Origin of the sequence: Geodermatophilus amargosae (assembly GCF_900116515.1) — a bacterium.
GTDB lineage: Bacteria > Actinomycetota > Actinomycetes > Mycobacteriales > Geodermatophilaceae > Geodermatophilus > Geodermatophilus amargosae.
This window is the reverse complement of the sequence record NZ_FPBA01000003.1, coordinates 75,809-94,222: the sequence shown is the minus strand read 5'-3', so window position 1 is coordinate 94,222 and position 18,414 is coordinate 75,809. Positions and strand designations below refer to the sequence as shown.

General features: G+C 77.2%; 17 protein-coding genes. 11 read left to right on the top strand and 6 right to left on the bottom strand.

Annotated elements, in window-relative coordinates; translation table 11 throughout:
• Positions 1-108: 108 nt before the first annotated feature.
• Both BM414_RS29125 and BM414_RS05650 read left to right on the top strand, forming a co-directional pair.
• Complete coding sequence (locus BM414_RS29125) at positions 109-255, top strand: hypothetical protein (RefSeq protein ID WP_175551434.1); 147 nt, start codon at positions 109-111, stop codon at positions 253-255.
• A gap of 204 nt (positions 256-459) precedes the next feature.
• Positions 460-1,488, top strand: coding sequence for an Atu2307/SP_0267 family LLM class monooxygenase (locus BM414_RS05650; protein ID WP_093578471.1), 1,029 nt, complete (start codon positions 460-462; stop codon positions 1,486-1,488).
• Positions 1,489-1,495: 7 nt separating this feature from the next.
• On the opposite strand, the gene BM414_RS05645 is transcribed toward BM414_RS05650, so the two are convergent.
• Positions 1,496-2,278: a DUF899 family protein gene (locus BM414_RS05645; RefSeq protein ID WP_093578470.1), complete on the bottom strand. Its 783-nt coding sequence runs from the start codon at positions 2,276-2,278 to the stop codon at positions 1,496-1,498.
• Positions 2,279-2,486: 208 nt separating this feature from the next.
• Between BM414_RS05645 and BM414_RS05640 the strand changes: the two genes are divergently transcribed.
• The gene (locus BM414_RS05640) at positions 2,487-2,783 is read left to right on the top strand and encodes a PspC domain-containing protein (RefSeq protein WP_093578469.1); all 297 of its coding nucleotides are present in this window, start codon (positions 2,487-2,489) and stop codon (positions 2,781-2,783) included.
• Positions 2,784-2,790: 7 nt separating this feature from the next.
• Here BM414_RS05640 and BM414_RS05635 read toward each other — a convergent pair whose 3' ends face one another.
• The gene (locus tag BM414_RS05635; protein ID WP_093578468.1) at positions 2,791-3,564 is read right to left on the bottom strand and encodes a response regulator transcription factor; all 774 of its coding nucleotides are present in this window, start codon (positions 3,562-3,564) and stop codon (positions 2,791-2,793) included.
• 250 nt (positions 3,565-3,814) lie between these two features.
• Between BM414_RS05635 and BM414_RS05630 the strand changes: the two genes are divergently transcribed.
• A complete protein-coding gene (locus tag BM414_RS05630; protein ID WP_139245721.1) occupies positions 3,815-4,177 on the top strand; it encodes a hypothetical protein in 363 nt (120 codons plus the stop codon).
• Between the two features lie 15 nt (positions 4,178-4,192).
• On the opposite strand, the gene BM414_RS05625 is transcribed toward BM414_RS05630, so the two are convergent.
• Positions 4,193-4,936, bottom strand: coding sequence for a dienelactone hydrolase family protein (locus BM414_RS05625; protein WP_217644559.1), 744 nt, complete (start codon positions 4,934-4,936; stop codon positions 4,193-4,195).
• Between the two features lie 98 nt (positions 4,937-5,034).
• On the opposite strand from BM414_RS05625, the gene BM414_RS05620 reads away from it, so the two are divergent.
• On the top strand, positions 5,035-6,225 hold the full coding sequence (locus BM414_RS05620) for an FAD-dependent oxidoreductase (RefSeq protein ID WP_093578466.1): 1,191 nt from the start codon (positions 5,035-5,037) through the stop codon (positions 6,223-6,225).
• Between the two features lie 157 nt (positions 6,226-6,382).
• On the opposite strand, the gene BM414_RS05615 is transcribed toward BM414_RS05620, so the two are convergent.
• Entirely contained in the window at positions 6,383-7,570 is a 1,188-nt protein-coding gene (locus BM414_RS05615) for an MFS transporter (protein ID WP_093578465.1), read from the bottom strand.
• 95 nt (positions 7,571-7,665) lie between these two features.
• Here BM414_RS05615 and BM414_RS05610 point away from each other — a divergent pair, with 95 nt between their 5' ends.
• A complete protein-coding gene (locus BM414_RS05610; protein WP_093578464.1) occupies positions 7,666-8,019 on the top strand; it encodes a VOC family protein in 354 nt (117 codons plus the stop codon).
• Positions 8,020-8,026: 7 nt separating this feature from the next.
• Positions 8,027-8,554 carry a G/U mismatch-specific DNA glycosylase gene (gene mug / locus BM414_RS05605; protein ID WP_093578463.1) on the top strand — a complete coding sequence of 176 codons (528 nt, stop codon included), beginning with the start codon at positions 8,027-8,029 and terminating at the stop codon, positions 8,552-8,554.
• Here mug and BM414_RS05600 read toward each other — a convergent pair.
• Positions 8,551-11,433 (bottom strand): AfsR/SARP family transcriptional regulator, encoded by a 2,883-nt coding sequence (locus BM414_RS05600; RefSeq protein WP_139245720.1) that lies wholly within the window; start codon positions 11,431-11,433, stop codon positions 8,551-8,553. The two genes, mug and BM414_RS05600, sit on opposite strands and share 4 nt — an antisense overlap.
• 174 nt (positions 11,434-11,607) lie before the next feature.
• Between BM414_RS05600 and BM414_RS05595 the strand changes: the two genes are divergently transcribed.
• Positions 11,608-13,089, top strand: a complete 1,482-nt coding sequence (locus BM414_RS05595) for an FAD-binding oxidoreductase (RefSeq protein ID WP_139245719.1) — start codon at positions 11,608-11,610, stop codon at positions 13,087-13,089.
• 150 nt (positions 13,090-13,239) lie between these two features.
• Here BM414_RS05595 and BM414_RS05585 read toward each other — a convergent pair whose 3' ends face one another.
• Entirely contained in the window at positions 13,240-14,496 is a 1,257-nt protein-coding gene (locus BM414_RS05585) for a globin domain-containing protein (protein ID WP_093578459.1), read from the bottom strand.
• A 257-nt stretch (positions 14,497-14,753) separates the two neighbouring features.
• On the opposite strand from BM414_RS05585, the gene BM414_RS05580 reads away from it, so the two are divergent.
• Genes BM414_RS05580 through BM414_RS05570 form a run of 3 tightly spaced genes read left to right on the top strand, consistent with a single transcriptional unit; the run spans position 14,754 to position 18,412 of the window.
• Positions 14,754-15,878 carry a globin domain-containing protein gene (locus BM414_RS05580; protein WP_245784515.1) on the top strand — a complete coding sequence of 375 codons (1,125 nt, stop codon included), beginning with the start codon at positions 14,754-14,756 and terminating at the stop codon, positions 15,876-15,878.
• Positions 15,875-16,690 (top strand): DivIVA domain-containing protein, encoded by an 816-nt coding sequence (locus BM414_RS05575; RefSeq protein WP_093578457.1) that lies wholly within the window; start codon positions 15,875-15,877, stop codon positions 16,688-16,690. Before BM414_RS05580 ends, BM414_RS05575 begins: the two co-directional genes overlap by 4 nt.
• Positions 16,691-16,747: 57 nt before the next feature.
• On the top strand, positions 16,748-18,412 hold the full coding sequence (locus BM414_RS05570) for a bifunctional 3'-5' exonuclease/DNA polymerase (RefSeq protein ID WP_093578456.1): 1,665 nt from the start codon (positions 16,748-16,750) through the stop codon (positions 18,410-18,412).
• The last annotated feature ends 2 nt before the right edge of the window (positions 18,413-18,414 follow it).

The window sequence follows — 18,414 nt, the reverse complement described above, 5'->3', positions numbered from 1 at the left end:
ACGGTGTCCTCACGCACACCCCGGATGGGTGACCCCCCTGCCGGTGTTGCACCAGACGTCACACGAGTCACGAGCCGCCGTCGCACGGCGGCAGGGAGTACCTGCACCATGACCAGCCCCAGGACCAGCCCCACGGCCACGGCCGCCTGTCACCGCCACCCCCGCCACGTCTGGATCGCCAACTGCCCCGACTGCACCGCCTGGTACCTCGCCGGCCTGCGCGCCGCGTCCCGGGAGCGGGACCGGGCCGCCTAGCGTGAGGACCCCTCTGCCCCCACCGCTCGCGAGCTCGCGGTGGGATCCCGCAGAGGGCCGTGCAGCAGGACTGCGCCCCTCCGGTCCCCGACCGGAGGGGCGCCGTCGTCTCCGGACCTGGTTCACTGGTCGTTGAGCGTTTGACGACAGTTGCTCGACGGAGTGCTCGAGGACGGGGGCCCGGGCCCCGGGAGGAGGACCGCCGTGCACCTCGGCGTGGACAGCTTCGTGGCGGCGGTGACCGATCCGCGGACCGGCCGCCGGGTCGGTCCCGAGGAGCGGATGGCCCACCTGCTCGAGGAGATCGAGCTCGCCGACCGGGTCGGCCTGTACTCCTTCGGCATCGGCGAGCACCACCGGCCCGAGTACTACGACTCCGCGCCCCCGGTGATCCTGGCGGCGGCCGCCGCGCGCACCGAGCGGATCCGCCTGGGCAGCGCGGTCGCGGTGCTGTCGGCGGCCGACCCGGTGCGGGTGTTCCAGCAGTTCGCCACGCTCGACCTCATCAGCCGCGGGCGCATCGACCTCGTCGTGGGCCGCGGCTCCTTCACCGAGGCCTTCCCGCTGTTCGGCCTGTCGCTGGCCGACTACGACGAGCTCTTCGACGAGAAGCTCGACCTGCTGCTGCGCATCCGCGGGTCCGAGCACGTCACATGGTCGGGCCGGCACCGCCCGGCGCTCACCGGCCAGGGCGTGTACCCGCGGCCGCTGCAGGACCCGCTGCCGATCTGGGTGGGCGTGGGCGGCACCCCGACCTCGTTCGTCCGGGCCGGGCTCCTGGGCCTGCCGCTCATGGTCGCGATCATCGGCGGCGAGCCCCGGCAGTTCGCCCCGCTGGTCGACCTCTACCGGCAGGCCGGTGCGCAGGCAGGGCACGCGCCCGAGCGGCTGCAGGTGGGGCTGCACGTGTTCGGCTACGTGGCCGACAGCACCCAGGCGGCGGCGGACACCATCTACCCGGGCTGGCACGAGATGTTCACGGCGGTCTCCCGGGAGCGGGGCTTCCGTGCGCCGACCCGCGCCCAGTTCGACGCCACCAGCGGCCCCGACGGCGCCTTCTTCATGGGTGACCCCGACACCGTGGCCGACAAGCTGCAGCGGATCTCCGCGCAGCTCGGCGGCGTGGACCGGGTGTCGATCCAGATGACCAACCCGCGACTGGCCCACGAGGACCTGCTGCGCGGCATCGAGCTGCTGGGCACCGAGGTCGCCCCCCGGGTCGCCGCGGGCTGAGCGGTCGTCAGGAGGGGTGGCCGTGCCGGCCGAGGGTCTCCACGGGGGTCGCGCCGGGGCGGGTCCACTGCGGCACGGGGCGGCTCGTCGGGCCCCAGGTGGCGTTCCCGTCCGCGTCCGAGCGCCAGTACCAGCACGCGTGGCGGCCCTCGGGCCAGCCCTCGGGCACGTCCTCCCACGCCTCGCCGCGGCCGCGGGGCGTCATGTCGAGCAGGCCGAAGGACCCATTGGCCGGCTCGTTGCCGCGGCCGGTCGTGGAGTAGGTGAGGAAGGTGCGGTCGCCGTCGCGCAGGAAGCAGCTGAGGTGCCCCATGCCGCCGCCGACCGGCGGGTCCACGTCGCGCACCGAGTACCAGGGCTGGGTGTAGCCCATGAACGCGACGTAGGAGGCCACCTCGTCCCACCGGCCCGTGGTCAGGACGGCGAACGAGACACCGCGGGCGTTGAGGTAGACGGCGTCCCTCAGGTGCCAGGCCGCGTTGGTGCAGCCCTCGCACTGCCCCTGGTGCGGCGCGCCGTCGTACCACATGTGCTGGTAGACGACGAGCTCCTCGCGGCCCTGGAACAGGTCCGGGAACGGGACCGGGCCGTCGGGTCCGACGACCTCGACCGTCCCGTCGACCTCCACCATGGGCAGCCGGCGGCGGGCCGCGGCGAGCGCGTCGCCCTGGTGGGTGTGGGCCTTCTCGCGGACCAGGAGCTCGTCCCGGGCGGCCTGCCAGGTGGCCAGGTCGACGACGGGCGGGCGGCCGGACGCCGCGGTGGCCGGGTTCCTCGGCGTGGTCGTCATGGTCCCCTCCGTGGGATCTCGGGCCGGGCGTCGTCGTCCGGCGACACCAGGACGGACCCGCGACCCGGCCGGAACTCATCGCCGGGGCCGGGACCGGGGCCGGCGACCAGGGACCGGGGACCGGGGACCGGGGACCAGGGTCGGGTCCGGGTGCGGTTCCGGGCCTTCCCCGATGCGCCGGGACGGCCCGCGGCGGGAGCCTCGTGCCATGACCACACCGACCTCCCTCCCGCCCACCACCGGCGTCCCCGCGCGACTGCGGCGCAGCTCCACCGACCGCATGCTCGGCGGCGTCTGCGGTGGCCTGGCCACCTACACCGGCGTCGACGCCGTGCTGTGGCGCGCCGCCGTCGTCGCCCTCTCCCTCGCCGGCGGCGCCGGCCTGGTCCTCTACGCCGTCCTGTGGGTGCTCACCCCGGCCGACCCGCCCGCGCCCGGTGAGCAGCCGCGCCCGGTGGACCGGTTCGTCGACCGCCTGGCCGGCCGGATCCACGGCGCCGCCTGAGCGCCGCTCAGCGCCCGGGGCCGGGCAGGATGCCCCGGCGCTGGGCCTCGAGCACCGCGGTCAGCCGGTCGTGGACGCCGAGCTTCCGGTACAGCCGCGCGGTGTGCGTGGTGACCGTGCGGGCCGAGCAGCCCAGCCGGTGGGCGGTCGCGCCGGCGGTCAGCCCGTCGGCCAGGCACAGCAGCACCGCCGTCTCCCGGCTGGTGAGGCCCACCTCCCGCGCCCGGTCCCCGCCCTGCCCCGCCGGGTCCTGCCACCGCGCGAGCAGCCGGACGTGCCGGTCCAGCGCCTGCAGCACCGGCTGCACGGCCGCCAGCAGCTCCAGGTCGGACGCGGTGAAGTCCCGGCCGGGCCGGCCGAAGGCGAACCCGCCCACCTCGGCCGGTCCGCCCCGCAGCGGCAGGCTGACCACCTGGTCCCAGCCGCACACGTCCTCCAGCACGCCACGGGCCGGGGAGCGGCGCCAGCGCTGACGCCCGCCGGCGGTCCGCTCCGCCGTCGCCGGGGTCAGGTCCCCGGCCGCGGCGGCCGCCAGAAGCGGGTGCTCCGCGCGCATGCGCCGGGTGGCGTCGACCAGGTCGTGCAGCTGCCCCGGCCCCAGGCCGGTGGTGACGAGCTCGGTGGCGCCGGTCCGCCAGGCGGTGTACTGCAGCGCCGCGGCGGCCGCCTCCAGCCGCGGGCAGAGGACGGCGAAGACCGGGTCGGCGGGCAGCCGCGGGCCCACCATCCCGTCGAGCAGGCCGACCACCAGGTCGGTGAGCTCCCGGACCGCTGGCTCCATGGCCGGCCTCCGACGAATCCCCCCGCAGGTCCCGGGTGCGCCGGTCCCGCGTCCGCCGTGCGTGCAGCTCACGTACGGGACGAGAGTGGCCGCGGACGCGGTGTCACGTCAACGGGACGCCGCGCGGTCAAGGGGTCCCGGCACGGGCGGCATACGCACATGTGCGTACAGACGGGCCCGTCCCGCCGTTCCTAGGGTCGCCGCTGCACCCGCGTCGCGGCTGCACCTTCGGAACACCCCAGGGGGAACCGTGTCTCTCCTCGTGCTGCACATGCGCTGGAACGACCTCGACGCGGAGCGGTCCGCGCTGCTGGCCGACTCCCTCCCGGAGGACGACGGCCGGCCGCGCAGCTGCCTGTCCCGCCGGCACGTCCGCCATCCGCGGGCGCTGATGGTCTACGAGGTCTGGGACGACGGCCTCGCTGCCGAGGAGGAGCTCGCCCGGGTCCGTGCCGTGCTCGGTGCGGGCCCCGAGGAACCGCAGCGCGTCGTCTTCACGGTGCCCGACCTGTTCGCCGTCGGCTTCCCCGTCCGGAGGCCCGCACCCGCCGCCGTGCCGATCCCCGCACCGCGGTCGCCGGCCGAGACTCCGGTCGCCGCACCCGTCGGCTGAGCCGGAGGACGCCGGTCAGCTCCGGAGGTGCTCGGCGAACCAGGCGTCGGTGCGGGCCCAGGTGTCGGCCGCGGCGCCGGGGTCCGGGCGGATCCGGAGGACGGTGCGCAGCACCGGGCGCAGCGCCCGCGGGCCGACCGGGGCGTCGTGCAGGAAGCCGTGCCCGGCGCCGGGGTACTCGCGGACGTCGTGCCGGACGCCGACCCGGGTGAGCACCGCCGTCAGCTCGGCGGCGGTACCGCGCAGCCCCGGGTCGGCCCCGCCGTAGCCGGCCACGACCGGGCAGGCGCCGAGCAGCGCCGTGTGCGGGTCCTCCGGCAGCCGCGCGTAGAACACCGCGGCCGCGTCGAACCCGCGGGCGGCCACGTGCAGCGCCAGCCCGCCGCCGACGCTGGACCCCAGGACGCCCAGCCGGCCGGCGCAGCCGGGCATCGCGGCCAGGTGGGCACGGGCGGCCTCGACGTCGGCGAAGGGTCGTCCCCGCCCGGCGGCCACGGCCTTGAACGTCCGCACCAGCGCGTGCCGGGCGCCCCCGTCGGTGAACAGGTCCGGCATCAGCGCCAGGTGACCGGTGGCGGCGATCCGCTGCACCTGCCGGCGCATGACGCCGTCCACGCCGAAGGCCTCGTGCAGCAGCACGACCCCCGGCCACGGCCCGGGCCCCTCCGGGACGCCGAGCACCCCGCGCAGCCGGGGTGACCCGCCCGGCGCCGGCGGGATCTCGACGTCGTGCAGGGCGATGCGCTGCAGATCGGTCACGGACGGCCTCCCCGGGGCTCCGGTCGTGCCGACGATGCTGGCAGAGGACACGCGCGCAGGGGGTTGGCTCCCGCCGCCGGCTGTGGGGGGATGCCGGGATGAGGCGGGCGATCGTGGTCGGTGGCGGGGTCGCGGGACCGGTGACGGCGATGGCGCTGCAGCGCGCGGGGATCGAGGCGACGGTCCACGAGGACCACCCGGCACCCGCCGGGGACGTCGGCGCGTGGCTCGGCGTGCAGGTCAACGGACTCGACGCCCTGGCGGCGGTCGGGGCCGAGGACGTGGTCCGCGCCGCGGGGTTCCCCACGCACGTGATCGAGTTCCGCAGCTCCACCGGGAGGGTCCTGGGCGTCCTCCCCACCGGTGACCCGTCGCGCGGGCGGGCGGCCGGGATCTCGCTGCGCCGCTCGGAGCTGTACGAGGCGCTGCACGCCGAGGCGCTCCGCCGCGGCATCGAGGTCCGCTACGGCTCCCGCCTGACCGGGGCGCACGACACCGGCGACGGCGTCACCGCGGAGTTCGCCGACGGCCGCACCGAGACCGCGGACCTCCTCGTCGGAGCCGACGGCGTCCGTTCGACGGTGCGGACCCTGGTCGACCCCGGCTGCCCGCCACCCCGCTTCGTCCCCGTGCTGAACACCGCGGGCTACTCCGAGCACGTCCCGGCCGACGCCGAGGTGGGCCGGCTGACCATGGTGTTCGGCCGGCGGGGCTTCGCCGGCTACCTGGCCGCCCCGACCGGCGGGACCTGGTGGTTCGCCAACCCGCCGCTGACCCGGGAGCCGCCGGACGGGGAGGTGGCCGGCACGTCGGACCTGCGGTGGCGGGCCCGGCTCTACGACCTGCACCGGGGGGACCGGTCCCCGGTCGTCGACCTCGTGGAGGCCACGCCCGGGCCGCTGCGCGGGTGGACGACGTACGACGTCCCCACCGTCCGGCGCTGGTCCCGCGGGCGCAGGGTCCTGGTCGGGGACGCCGCGCACGCGACCTCGCCGGCCGCCGGGCAGGGGTCGTCGCTGGCGATGGAGGACGCCGTCGTCCTGGCCCGGTGCCTGCGCGACCTGCCGGTCCACGACGCCCTCCGGGTGTTCGAGGACCTGCGCCGGCCGCGGGCCGAACGGGTGGTCGCCCAGGCGTTCCGCACCAGCAGCGCGACGCCGCCGCCGGCGGTGGGCCGCCTCGTCCGTGACGTGGTCATGCCGCTCGTGCTCCGTCGCCGCGACCCGCGGGCCTGGGTGCGCGACCACGCCGTCGACTGGGACACGCCCGTGACGGCCGGGACGGGGTGAGCGCCGTTCCCGACGGTGACTGCGTCGTCGTACCCGGCGACCTGCCCCCGGCCCCGATGGACTGGTCCGACGGCCGCCCGGGCGATGGAGTCGCTGCACCTGCGCTGAGGCCCCGGCCCGCGCGACCCCGGCCGGGTCGCGCGGGCCGGGCCGCCGGTCAGTCCCGCGGCAGCGCCAGTGCCGCGGCCAGCCCGGCGGCCACCACCGCGGTGCTGACCGCGAAGGCCACCTGGTACGAGGCGACGTCGGTGAGCCAGCCGGCGACCAGGGGACCGGCCACCGCCCCGAGGTCGGCCGACATCTGGAACACGGCCACGACCCGGCCGCCGCGGGCCGGGCTCACGTCGCCGACCAGGGCCGCCGGCACGCTCGCCAGCAACGAGGCGGCGAGCCCGTAGGTGGCCATCGAGAGCAGGAAGAGCCCGGTGGTCGGCGGCAGGGCGAGCACCGCCAGGGCGGCCGTGCCGACCGTGGAGCCCAGCACCAGGCTCGGCCGGCGTCCCCACGTGTCGGCCAGCCGGCCCGAGCGCAGCAGGCCCAGCGCCTGCGCGGCCGAGCCGGCCAGCAGCCCGGCGCCGGCCCAGGCGGCGCTGCGGCCGAGTTCCTCGGTCACGTACAGCGGGACCAGGGAGTTGCGGACGCCGAAGAGCACCCAGCCGATGCCGAGGTTGGCCACCAGGGCCGCGACGTAGGCGCGGGAGCGCAGTGCCGCCCGCAGCGGGAGCGGCCCCTCGGAGAGGTCCGGTGCCGCTGCGGGTGCCGCGCCGTCCGGGGTCCCCGGCGCGGTCCGCAGCAGCACCAGCGCAACGGCTCCGGCCACCAGCAGTGACCCGGCGTAGAGGAAGAAGGGGAGCCGCGGGGACAGCGTGGTGAGCAGCCCGCCGGCGGCGGGGCCGGCGATGCCGCCGAGGATGAAGCCGCCCTGGTAGGTGGCGGCCGCCCGGCCCCGGTGCGTCGGCGGCGACACCCGGAGCAGCAGGGCCAGCGCGGCCACGGTGAACATCGCGCTGCCGGTCCCGCCGGCGGCGCGGAGCGCGAGGAAGACGGGGAACGACGTCGCCAGCCCCGCCAGCCCGGTCGTTCCCGCGACGACGGCGAGCCCGGTGGCGAGGACGACGCGCTCCCCGAGGCGCTCGACCAGCGCGCCGCCACCGAACGCGGAGACGAAGCGGAAGAACGCGAAGGCGCTCACCGCCAGGCCGACGGCCGTCGTCCCGATGCCGAAGGAGCGGGCGAACAGCGGGAGCGCCGGGGCGACGATCCCGAAGCCGAGCGCGACCACGAAGGCCACCACGGCGAGGACGCCGACCTCGCGGGGGAGCTCCGCTGACCCCCGTCGCCGCACGACGCCGATGCTCGCAGGCGGTTCCGTCGGGCCGGTGGACAGCCCCTCCGCCGGCGGGTCACCATCCTCGGGACCCGCCCGGACAGGAGGACCGCATGCGCGTCACCCGCATCATCGCCGACCTCCCGGTGGCCGACCTCGAGACCGCGAAGGGCTTTTACACCGGCTTCCTCGGCCTGAGCACCGAGGAGTTCGACCTGGGCTGGGTGGCCCGCTACACCTCCCCGGACACCGGCGCCCACCTGCAGCTGGTGACGCGCGACGCCTCGGCACCCGAGCTCCCGGCCGTCTCCGTGACGACCGACGACGTGGACGCCGCCTACGCCGAGGCGCAGGAGGCCGGCTACGAGATCGTGCACCCGCTGACCACCGAGCCGTGGGGGGTGCGCCGGTTCTTCGTCCGCGCGCCCGACGGCACCGTCCTCAACGTCGTGCACCACCACGACTGAACCGCCGGTGCCGGACGCCGGTCCGGGCAAGCCGCTGCCCGACGTCGTCGCGCCCGGCCTCGACGTCCTGTTCTGCGGCATCAACCCCTCACTGCTCTCGGCGGCGCGGGGCCACCACTTCGCGCGGCCGGGCAACCGGTTCTGGCCCGCGCTGCACCTGGCCGGGCTCACGCCGCGCCGGCTCGCGCCGGAGGAGGACCGCGAGCTGCTGCGCCACGGGCTGGGGGTCACCAACCTCGTCGACCGGCCCACGCGGACGGCGGCGGAGCTCACCCCCGGCGAGCTGCGCGACGGTGCGGCGGCGCTGGGACGGCTGGTGGAGGCCAACCGGCCGCGGGTGCTCGCGGTCCTGGGCCTCACCGCGTGGCGGCTCGCCGTCGGCTCCGCCCGGGCCGGCTGGGGCCGCCAGCCCGTCCGGATCGGCGGGGCCGACACCTGGGTGCTGCCCAACCCGAGCGGGCTGAACGCGCACTTCCAGCTGCCGGACCTCGCCCGGCTCTACGCCGGGCTGCGCGAGCCGCCCGGCCCGGTCTAGCGCGCCGGCTCGGTGGTGCGGGCCTCCTCCGCCAGCCGGCCCACCATCGCCACGGCCTCGCCCCGGTCCAGGACGGCGCCCTCGGCCAGGGCGGTGTCGTACTCGACTTCCGGGAGCGCCTCGCGGGTGGCCGTGACGTAGCGCTGCCCGTCCATCGGGTCCATCCGCAGCGGGTCGTAGCCGACCTGCCGGGCGTTGGCCTGTACCGCGCCGAGCAGCACCGCTGCGGTGCGCGGCCGCCCCGCGGCGGTGGTGGCGCCGACGGCGGCCAGCAGGCCGGCGAGGGTGCCGGTGGCGTCGCCCTCGCGGTGCGTCAGGTCGACCATCGGCCACAGGTCGGCCAGCGCCTCCGGTGCCCGGCCGACGTCGGTGAGCGTCTTCGCCCGGATCCACAGCACCGAGGAGTGCGCCCACGAGTGCCCGAGCCGCACGGCGAGCTGCTCGGCGCGGCCGAGGTGCTCCAGGGCGCCGTCGGTGTCGCCGGCGGCCCGCGAGAACTGGCCGAGCGTCATGGCGATCTCGACCTGCACCCACTCGATGCCCGAGGCCTGCGCCAGCTCCAGGCCGCGGGCGATGTCGCGGGCGACCTCTCCGTCGAGGTCGGGCTGGCCGAGCAGCGCCCGCACGAAGCCGCGCAGGACCAGCGCGAGGGGCAGCACCGGGTCGGAGTCGGCGGCGGTCTCGGCGATCTCGCTGGTCCGCGCCCACAGCGAGGGCACGTCGCCGGACAGGTAGGACAGCAGCGCGTCGGCGAGCAGGGCGCCGCTGCGGACACCGGCGGGCGCGCCCGGCGTGGCGTCGAGCGCGGCGGCCAGCCAGCGGCGGCCCTCCTGCACGTGGCCGCGGCGGTACCAGTACCAGCCCAGCGCGCCGCCGATCCGCAGCGCGCTCTCGCCCTGGCCGGTGGCCAGCGCGTGCGCGAGCGCGGCCCGCAGCGCCGGCTGCTCGGCGTCGAGCCGGCGGGCGCTCTCGGTCCACAGCGGGCTGCGCAGCGTCGGCTCGAGCCGCCCGGTGAGCTCGACGGCGAACCCGGTCAGCCGGTCGCGCAGCCGCCGGGACGCGGGCTCGTCCAGCCCCTGCTCGGCGTACTGCCGCAGCGTCTCGAGCATCCGGTAGCGCCGGGCGCCGTGGTCCAGCTCGACCAGCGACTTGGCCACCAGCACCCGCAGCAGCTCCAGCGCGCCGCCGTCGACCTCCGGACCGGCCACCGCCTCGACCAGGTCGGGACCGAAGGTGCCCGGCAGGACCGCCACGGCCCGGAAGACGGCGAGCTCCGCGGGGGAGAGCAGGTCGACGCTCCACTGCACGGTGGCCGCGAGGGTGCGCTGGTGGGGCACCGCGGTGCGCCAGCCGCCCGACAGCAGCGCGAACCGGTCGTCGACCCGGCCGGCCACCTCGGCCAGCGGCAGCGTGGTGAGGCACGCGGCGGCGAGCTCGACGGCCAGCGGCAGCCCGTCGAGGGCCGCGACCAGCTCGCGCACGTGCCGCAGGTCCTCCTCCGACGGGTCGGCCAGGTGCGGGGCGGCCAGCCGGGCGCGGTCGAGGAACAGCTGCTCGGCGTCGCTGCCCGGGGCGCCGGCCGGCATCGGGCCGCAGGGCAGCACCGCCTCGCCGGGCAGGCCGAGGGGCTCGCGCGAGGTGGCGAGCACCTGCAGCTCGGGGCAGTGGGGCAGGAGCGCGGCGCAGACCGCCGCGGCGGCGTCGACGACGTGCTCGCAGTTGTCCAGCACCAGCAGGAGCGGTCGGTCCACCAGGGCCGTGGCGACGGCGCCCAGCGGGTCGCCGCCGGCCAGCGTCACGCCGAGGACGGTCGCCACCTGCGCGGCGACCAGCTCGGGGTCCTCGACGCCGGCCAGCTCCACCAGGGCCGCCGGCGGCGCCCCGGCCGGACGGCGCCGCGCGGCCTCCAGTGCCAGCCGCGTCTTGCCGCTCCCGCCGGGCCCGACCAGGGTGACCAGGCGCTGCCCGGACAGGGCACCGCCGAGCCGGCCCAGCTCGGCGGTGCGGCCGACGAAGGCGGTCAGCGGCACCGGCAGCGGTCCGAGGGCCCGCACCGCGGGCGGCGCCGGGGGAGCGGGCTCCGGCGCCGGGGCGGCGGGGGCGGCGACCGGCCCGGCCAGCGCCGGGTCCTGCCGGAGGATCTGCTCGTAGAGCGACTGCAGCGGCCGGCCGGGGTCGACGCCCAGCCCGTCGGCGAGCAGCCGGCGGCCCTCGTCGTAGACCTCGAGCGCCTCGGCCTGCCGCCCGCAGCGGTACAGCGCCAGCATCAGCGAGGCCCGCAGGCCCTCGCGCAGCGGCTCGGAGCGCAGCAGCTCGCGGACGTCGTCGACGATCTCGGCGTGCCGTCCCAGGCGCAGGTCCAGCTCGGCGGCGAGCTCGCGGGCGGCCAGCCGCAGCTGCTCGAGCCGCTCGGACTCCTCGGCGGCGAAGGTGGCCGCGACGTCGGCGTAGGCCGGACCCCGCCACAGCGCGAGTCCCTCGGCGACCGCGGCTCGGGCGTTCTCCGCGTCGCCCCGGCCGGCGAGGTCGCGGGCGGCGCGCAGCAGCTGGACGAAGCGCACGGCGTCGACGTCCTCGGCGGCCACCTCCAGGCGGTAGCCGGGCTCCCGGGTGACCAGGAGCGTCCAGCGGCCGCCGCTGACGTCGGGCTCGAGCTCCCGGCGCAGCCGGGACACGATCGACTGCAGGGTGGCCGAGACCGCGGTGGGCGGCTGGCCGCTCCACACGCGGTCGACGAGCAGGTCGACGGGGACGGTGCGCCCGGCGTCCATCAGCAGCGCGGCGAGCACCGCGCGGTGACGAGGGGACTGCGGAGCGAGGAGCCGGCCGTCGCGCCAGACCTCGACGGGTCCGAGCACGCGGTACGAGGTGCTGGTCATCGCGGCGCAGGATAGGAACCGGAACGCCTCCGTGGTGGTGCTCGCCGCGCACCGTGACCTGCCGGTGACCTGCACCCCACGCGCGTGACCTGCTGCCCAAGCGGTCGCCAAGGGGACACCAAGGACGCACCGACACCCTCCGGGTGCACCGACCACCGCCCCTGGAGACGCCTCGTGACCACCCTGCCCGTCCCCCCGTCGCCGCTGCCGGACCTCCTCGGAGACCCCCGGCCGGCGGTCCTGCCGCCCGACCTGATCGCCGTACTGGGTGCCCGGCTCTCGCCGTCGGCCGTGCTGACCGCCGGGTCGGTGGTGCAGGTCGCGGAGGTCTCCGACGTGGTCGCCGCCCTGCGGCTGGCCGGCCGCCACGGCGTCCCCGTGACCGTCCGGGGGCCCGGCCGGGTCGACGACGGCGCGGCCCGGCGCCTGGTGGTGGACCCGGGGGGACTGGCCGAGGTGACCGTGTCGCCGGCGGGCTGGGCACGGGTCGGTGCGGGGGTGCGGTGGCGGACGCTGGCCGACGAGGCCGCGCCGCACGGGCTGACCCCGATCACCGGCGCCTCGGCCGCCGAGCGGGTCGCCGACACCGTCACCGGCGGCGGGGTCGGGCCGCTGGCGCGGACCTACGGACTGGCCGCCGACCGGGTCCGGGCGGTGGAGCTGGTCACCGGCGACGGCGTCCTGCGCCGGGTGACGCCGACCGACGGCGCCGACCTCTACTGGGGCGTGCGCGGCGGCGGTGCCGCGCTCGGCGTGGTCACCGCCGTGGAGCTCGACCTGCTGGCCGCGGGGCCGCGCTACGGCGGTGAGCTGCACTGGGCCGAGGCCGACGCCGCGCGGGTGACCGAGGCCTGGCGGACGTGGTCGGCCGGTCTGCCGCCGCAGGCGGGCACCTCTCTGCTGCTCACCCGGCCGCGCCAGGGCGACGGTGAGGTGGCCGTCCGCTTCGCCTGGTCCGGCGAGGCCGACGACGGCGGCGCGCTGCTCGACCGGCTGCGCGCCGCGGCACCGGCGGTCCGGACCGACCTCGCCTCCCGCGGACCGGCCGGCCTGGCCGTGCCCGGGCTCGCAGGCGGCGTGGAGTCCTCGCTGCTGCTGGACCGCCTGTCCGGCGGCGCGACCGGCGCCCTGCTGCGCGCCGCGGGCGGCAGCCGGCCGCGGACGGTGGAGGTGCGGCTGCTCGGCGGCGCGCTGGGGTGGGTGCCGCAGTCGCCGAGCGCGGTCTGCCACCGGGACGCGCGGCTGGCGGTCCGGGTGTCCGGCGGTGCCGGAGCCGAGGACCGGGCGGCCACGCGCGCCTGCGCCGAGGAGCTGGCCGCCGCGCTCGGGGGTGACCTGGGCGGACGCACCGCCGCGCACGGCTGGGGGACGACGCCGGACGTGCTGGCCCGCACGCCTCCGCCCGCCGTCCGGGACCGGCTCGCCGCCCTGGCCGCGGCCACCGACCCGCACCGGATCCTCGAGGGCGCCGCCCCCGGGGGGAGGAGTCAGCGCTCGAGCGCCGCGCGCACCACGGGTGAGGGGCGCAGGGCCACCGCGCGGCCGGTGAGCTCGGCGTGCTCCAGGTGGTCGACGAGCAGCTCCCGGCCCGACGCCGACAGCGCGGTGACCGAGCCGGCGTCGACGCGGTCGACCCGCACCGGCTCCCGCCCGTAGCAGCTCCAGAAGGCCTCGACCGCCGCGGCGTCGACCTCGCCGGCCAGCACCAGCGCCCGCCCGCCAGCGGTGTTCAGCAGGCGGACGACGCCGCGGCGGGTGGCGGCCGATCGTGTCGCGGTCACCCGCCCAGTGTCCCCGGCCGCCCGGCTACCGGACCGCGCCCGCCGGCTCCGCCAGCGCCCCCGGGGCCGGTTCCGAGGCGAGGTCGGCCTGCCAGAGGTCGGGGCCGAAGACCTCGTACTGGATGTCCCGGGTGGGGACGCCGCGGTCGACGAGGCTGCTGCGGACGGCGCGCATGAACGGCAGCGGGCCGCACAGGTAGTACACGGCCCCCTCCGGCAGGTCCACCGCGTCGAGGTCCATGACACCGGCGTGCACGCCGTCGAACGGCAGGGTGGCGTGCGCGCCGCGCTCGAACCAGACGTGGATCCGCGCGCCGGGCAGTTCCCGGACGTCCCCGAGCACCTGCCCGCGCAGGGCGAAGGAGTCCTCGTCGACGTCGGCGTGCAGCAGGGTGATGGGCAGGTGCGAGCCCGCGGCGGTGAGGTGGGAGAGCATCCCGGCCATCGGGGTGATCCCGATGCCGGCGCTGGCGAAGACGACCGGGCGGCCGGAGTCGTCGAGGACGACGTCGCCGAAGGGCAGCGACATCGTCAGGCGGTCGCCGACCTGGACCCGGTCGCACAGGTGGGTGGAGACCTCGCCGTCCGGGCCGTCCCCGCCGTGGACCCGCTTGACGGAGAACTGGCGGTGCTCGCCGTCGTCGGCGCGGGTGAGGCTGTACTGCCGCGGCTGGTGCACGCCGTCGGGCATGGGCACCTTGACCGTCACGTACTGGCCGGGCAGCGAGGTCTTGACCAGGCGGTCGTCGACCCGCCGGACGCGGAAGGTGACGACGTCGGCCGTCTCCTGGGTCTTCTCGGTCACCTCCCAGTCGCGCCACACGGTCTCCGGGCGCACGCCCTGGGCGCTGTAGAGGCCGCGCTCCTGGTGGAGGAGGGCGTAGGCCATCAGCCAGTAGACCTCGTCCCAGGCTGCGGCGACCTCGGCTGTGACGGCCTCGCCGAGGACGTCGGCGATCGCCCAGAACAGGTGCTCGTGGACGACGTCGTACTGGGCCGGCGTGACCCCGAGGGAGGCGTGCTTGTGCGCGATCCGCGACAGCAGCCGCTCGGGGACCTGCTCGGGCGTCTCGACCAGGGTGCTGGCGAAGACGGCGACCGACCCGGCGAGGGCGACCTGCTGCTCCCCGGTGGCCTGGTTGCCGCGGTTGAAGACGCCGTCGAACAGCTCGGGGTGCGCGCCGAACAGGTGCTCGTAGAAACGGCGGGCGATCTCCTGGATGTTGTCGGCGACCACCGGCAGGGTCGCCTCGATCACGGGACGGGATCGGTCAGAGAGCATGCGGTCCTCCTCGGCCTGCCGACGGGCGGGTACCGCTCGTCCGGCGTTGAGCTCCCCGTGTCCGCGCCCATCCGTCGCTGCCGTCCGCGGGGGAGGGGTGGCCACACCGGCGCGCCCCCGCGACCGACCCTGCCAGGAGCGGCTCCGCAAATCGACCGGATCGGCGCCGGCGGAGGTCTAGCCGCTGCCCGGAGGCCTCGCTAGTGTGCGCCACGTCACACGACGAGTCGACGGGGGCGAGTGTGGACATTCCTGCGATGCGCGCGAACTTCGCCAGAGCGGCGGCCGCCGGTGACGAGGCGCCGCTGTGGTTCTACGCGCACCTGTTCCTCACCCACCCCGAGACCCGGCAGCTGTTCCCGGTCTCGATGGCGCACCAGCGCGACCGGCTGTTCGCCGCGCTCGGTGACGTGGTGGCCCGGGTCGACGACCTGGACTCCCTCGTGCCGATCCTGCAGCAGCTGGGGCGCGACCACCGCAAGTTCGGGACGGTGGCCGAGCACTACCCCGCGGTGGGGGCGAGCCTGCTGGCGACGCTGGAGCACTTCGACGAGGACTGGGGCGAGGCCCTGGCCGCGGACTGGACGGCGGCCTACGAACTGGTGGCGAAGGTGATGGTCGAGGCGGCCGACGAGGTGGCCGACCAGCCGCCGTGGTGGGACGCCGAGGTCGTCGGTCACGAGCGGCGCGGCATCGACACCGCCGTCCTGCGGGTACGGCCGGCCACCCCGCTGCCCTTCCGGCCGGGGGAGTCGATCTCCCTGGAGACCGACCTGCGCCCGAGGCTGTGGCGGTACTACTCCCCGGCCAACGCCCCGCGCAGCGACGGCGAGCTGGAGATCCACGTGCGGGCCTGGCCCGGCGGGCCGGTGAGCACCGCCCTGGTGCACCAGGTCGGGGTGGGCGACGTGCTGCGGCTGGGGCCGCCAGTCGGGCACCTCGCGCTCGACCCCGAGTCCGACCGCGACCTGCTGCTGGTGGCCGGGGGCACGGGTCTGGCGCCGCTCAAGGCCGTCGTCGACTCGGTCGCCCGCTGCGACCGGGCCCGCCGGGTCGACCTCGTCGTCGGGGTCCGCCGGGAGGATCACCTCTACGACCGCGCGGACCTCGCCCGCCTGGAGCAGGAACACCCGTGGCTGACGGTCACCGTGGCCGTCTCCGAAGAGCAGGCCCCGGGCCTCGAGCACGGCGACGTCGGTGACGTGGTGGCTCGCACCGGGCCGTGGCAGAGCCGCGAGGCGCTGGTGGCCGGGCCGCCGGCGATGGTGCACCACACCGTCGAGCGGCTGCTGCAGTGCGGCCTCCCCCGGAGCCGCATCTCCGCCGAGGTGTTCGCCCCCAGCCGCCCGGGACCTGATGTGGACGGAAAGGTGACCTCATGACGATGACCGCCGACGACATGACCCCGAGAGGCCGCCGTCTGACGCCCGCGGACGTGCGCGAGGTCCGGTTCGCCCGCTCGACGATCCTGCATCCCGGCTACAGCGACACCGAGGTCGACCGGTTCCTGGACCGCGTGGGGGAGGAGCTGGCCCGGTTGCACGCCGAGAAGGCCGAGCTGCGCGACAGGGTGCAGGCGCTGCGGGCGCAGGTGGGGGACGAGCAGCCGCGCGAGGCGCCGACGGCGCACGCGGTGAGCCTGCTCGCGGTCGCCCAGCAGACCGCCGACCGGTACGTGGCGGAGGCCGAGTCGTTCAGCCGGGTGATGGTCAGCGAGGCGCAACAGCAGTACGAGGAGCAGCTGCAGACGGCGCGCGAGAAGGTCGGCGCGATGATCCAGGCGGCCCACGAGGCCGCGGCCCGGATCGTCGCCGACGGCGGTGGGCCGGCCCCTGCGGGGGACGCCCGGACCGCCGAGGAACTGCAGGAGCAGGTGGCCTACCTGCAGGCGTTCGGCCAGGCGTGCCGGACGCAGCTGCGGGCCTACCTGGAGGCGCTCCTGGCCGACGTCGAGCAGGCCTGGGGCCGGTCCGACCCGGCCGCCGTGCCGGTGCCCCGCTCTGCGCCGCGGACGGCCAGGCCGACCCCGGCACCGGAGTCCCCGCCGCCCGTCGCCGGGCCGGCGCCGGCGGCGGAGCCGACGACGGTCGAGGCCGCTGCGGTGCTGCTCGGCGAGCAGTCACTGGGACCGGGGTCCGCGGACGACGCCCCGCGGCAGGTGTCCGGCGCCGGAGCGACGCTCGACCGGTCCTGATCCTGGCACCGGCGGCACCTCCCCGGGACGGTCGGTCGGGTCGGGGAGACTGCGCGGGTGGACCGGGTCCTGCTGCGGCGCCGCGGGGACGCCGTCGCGGTGCACGAGGCCGACGGCACGGTCACCGAGGTGCCGGCCGACGGGCTGCCCGCCCTGGTGCGTGCGCGCGCCGGCGTCCGCTGGGTGTGGGACGACACCACCCGCTGGTACCCGGCGCTGCTGGCCGCCGGCGTCCGCGTGGAGCGCTGTGCCGACCTGCGGCTGTGCGCCGCGGTCCTCCGCCGCTCGCCGTATGCCGGACCCGACCCCGCGGAGGACCCCGGCTGGGCCGCGCTGGAGCCGGTGACCGCGGGCGACCCGGCGCTGTTCGACCTCGCCGACCCCGCCGACGCGCTGGACCCGGTCGCCGAGGACCGCCGCCAGCAGGCCGTCCTCGCCGCCTCCCCGCAGCGCGCCCGGCTCGGCCTGCTGCTGGCCGCGGAGTCCTCGGGGGCGCTGGCCGCCGCGGAGATGACGCACACCGGGATGCCTTGGCGGGCCGACGTCCACGACCGGCTGCTCACCGGGCTGATGGGCCCGCGCCCGGCAGCGGGCATGCGCCCGCCGGTGCTCGAGGAACTGGCCGGCGAGGTCCGCGCGGCGCTCGGGACCCCCGACCTCAACCCGGACTCGCCGGCCGTGCTGCTGCGCGCGCTGCAGACGGCCGGGCTGCCGGTCGAGGACACCCGCTCGTGGACGCTGGAGCGGTTCGAGCACCCCGTCGTCGCGCCGCTGCTGGAGTACAAGCGGCTGGCCCGGCTGCTCGCCGCCAACGGCTGGAGCTGGCTGGACACCTGGGCCCGCGGCGGCCGGTTCCGGCCGGTGTACCTGCCCGGCGGCGTGGTCACCGGGCGCTGGGCGTCCTCGGGCGGGGGCGCGCTGTCGGTGCCGGTCCAGGTGCGCCCGGCCGCGGTGGCCGACGACGGCTGGTGCCTGGTCGTGGCCGACGTCGCCCAGCTCGAACCCCGGGTGCTCGCCGGCATGAGCGGTGACACCGCGCTGGCCGACGCCGCCCGCTCGGCGGACCTCTACGCCGGCATGGTCGACGCCGGGGTCGTGGCCACCCGGGCCGAGGCCAAGGTCGGGGTGCTCGGCGCGCTCTACGGCGGCACCCGCGGCGAGAGCGGGCGGATGGTGCCGCGGCTGGCCCGCCGCTACCCGCGCGCGATCGGGCTGGTCGAGGAGGCGGCGCGGGCCGGCGAGCGCGGCGCGGTGGTGTCCACCCTGCTCGGCCGCGGCTCCCCGGCACCCGGCGCGGCGTGGGCGGAGCGCGACGCCGACCTCGGGGAGGCACCCGAGCCCGGCGGCCGGGACTCCGACCGCGCGCGCCGCGCGTGGGGCCGGTTCACCCGCAACTTCGTCGTCCAGGGCACCGGTGCGGAGTGGGCGCTGTGCTGGCTGGCCGACCTGCGCAACCGGCTCTGGCGGCTGGGGGAGGGGCGGCTGGGGAAGGGGCGGCTGGGGGACGCGCGGCTGAGGGACGCGCGGCTCGAGGAGCGGCCGCACCTGGCCTTCTTCCTCCACGACGAGGTGGTGGTGCACACCCCGGCCGGCCTCGCCGACGACGTCGTCGCGGAGGTCCGGGCCGCTGCGGGAACCGCGGGCCGGCTGCTGTTCGGGACCTTCCCCGTCGACTTCCCGCTCGACGTCGCCGTCGTCCGGTCCTGGGCCGACGCCGGCTGAAC